This window comes from Ruegeria sp. O5 (genome assembly GCF_056535105.1).
Genome location: NZ_JBQERN010000046.1, coordinates 1 through 1,946, shown reverse-complemented (window position 1 = coordinate 1,946; position 1,946 = coordinate 1). Strand labels below are relative to the sequence as shown.

Annotated in this window: 1 protein-coding gene; it reads right to left on the bottom strand. The window is 60.0% G+C overall.

The features are described from left to right. Positions 1–10: 10 nt before the first annotated feature. Positions 11–1,795: an ABC transporter ATP-binding protein gene (locus ACR0M3_RS20000; RefSeq protein WP_480912412.1), complete on the bottom strand. Its 1,785-nt coding sequence runs from the start codon at positions 1,793–1,795 to the stop codon at positions 11–13. Positions 1,796–1,946 lie beyond the last annotated feature (151 nt).

Below are 1,946 nucleotides of genomic sequence, written 5' to 3'. Positions count from 1 at the left end.
CCCCCTCTCATTACTGAGCGACTTTTTGTTTTTGTTTGTGTTTATTGAACTGTTGGTCGAAGAGGTTTTTGAAGGGTCCGTTTTTCTGCATGAGTTGGTCGAGGTTTCCCTGTTCGGCGATAGTGCCGTCCTGGATGACGATGATCTTGTCTGCCTCCAGCACGGTTGACAGGCGGTGGGCGATGACGATGACGGTGACATCCTGTGTCAGGGCGTCCAGCGCCTCTTTGACCAGCGATTCCGATTCCGCGTCCAGCGCGCTTGTGGCCTCGTCCAGCAGCAGGATTTCGGCCTTGCGCAGAATGGCGCGGGCAATCGCGATGCGCTGTTTCTGACCGCCCGACAGAAAGGTTCCGTTTTCGCCCACCGGGGTCTCATAGCCCTGCGGCAGGTCTGTGATGAACTGATGCGCATGTGCGGCCCGGGCTGCCGCGATCACCTCTTCATCGCTCGCCTCGGGTGCCGAGCAGCGCAGGTTGTCCATCACCGAGGCCGAGAACAGGAACGTGTCCTGACCGACATACGAGATTTTCCGCCGCAGCGAGGCAAAGCTGACATCCCTCAGGTCCTGGCCATCGATCTCGACGCTGCCCTGATCGGGGTCGTAAAACCGCATGATCAGGCCAAACAACGTGGATTTGCCACCACCGGACTGGCCGACAAGGGCCGTGGTTTTCCCGGCCTCGAAAGTGGCGCTCATGTTGTCGATCACCGGCACCGTGCCCTGATAGCCAAAGGTCACATTGCGCAGCGTGATCTGTCCGGGGCCGTCACTCAGGTCACGGGCCCGGGGGCTTTCCACCATCGTGTCCTCCTGATCCAGCAGGCTGAACAACAGGCCGACACCGACCATGCAGGTTTCAATCTGGACCCGCATCCTGGACAGGCGCTTGGCGGGTTCATAGGCCATCAGCAAAGCGGTGATGAAGGACATCAACTGACCCGCGGTCGGCTGTTCGGTGCCCGCGATGCCCATCGTGCTGACAATGAGAACCCCGGCAACCGCCAGACCGGCCAGAAACTCCATCAGCGGGCTGGCAATGGCCTGCAGCCGGGCGATGTCGTTCGAGCGCTGTTCGACCTTCCGGATCGCGGTCTCCATTCGGTCGATCATGCGATCTTCAAGCGCAAACACCTTGATCACCTTGATCCCCGCCGAGGTCTCCTGCAGCACCCGGATGATCTCGGCCAGCGATTTGAACTCGGCCTGCATGATCGAGCGGACGCTTTTCAGCAGATACCGCACCCCCAGCAGGGCAACCGGGCCCACCACAAAGAACATCACCGACAGGACCGGCTGCTGATACACCATGACCACAATCAGGCCGACCAGGGTCAGGGCATCGCGGACAAACCCGGTGACCAGAACATCGATCAGGCCCCGGGCCGATTGCGCGCCATTGGTCGTGCGCATCAGCAAATCCGATGATTCATTGGTCGAAAAGAACGACACCCCGTGCCGGACCAGCTTGCGGTACAGCTTCTCCTGCTGCTGGGCCACAATCCGGTTGCCCGCGCGCGCCAGAAAGACGGCCTGAATATACGAGGCCACCGCCTTGGTCAGGAACAGAAGCACAACCCCCAGCGCAATGACATGCGCCCATCCCCGCAATTCCGGGCTGGTCATGGCATCAACGATATATTCCATCATGTAAGCCGAGCCGGCGGTGGTGACCGCCACCGCGATCATCGCCAGGATCGCAACGCCGTAAAGCCCGCCCTGCGCATAAAAGCTCTCACCGACAAGCCGGCCCATATAGCCCGATCGCCACTTGTTCCAGGCGCGCTTCATCATTGCGTTCTCCAAATCCGTGAAACGGTGCGCACGCCCAGATACCCCATATCCCGCCGCGCCTAAAGGACAGATGCAACCCTGCGGCACACCAACCCATCCCAACATCCAAACACGCTAAATAAGACCTCACCACCAAACCCGCAACCAAAAC

Excerpts from the sequence above, each read along its gene's own strand:
- ACR0M3_RS20000 (WP_480912412.1), bottom strand. The coding sequence starts at position 1,795 with ATGATGAAGCGCGCCTGGAACAAGTGGCGATCGGGCTATATGGGCCGG.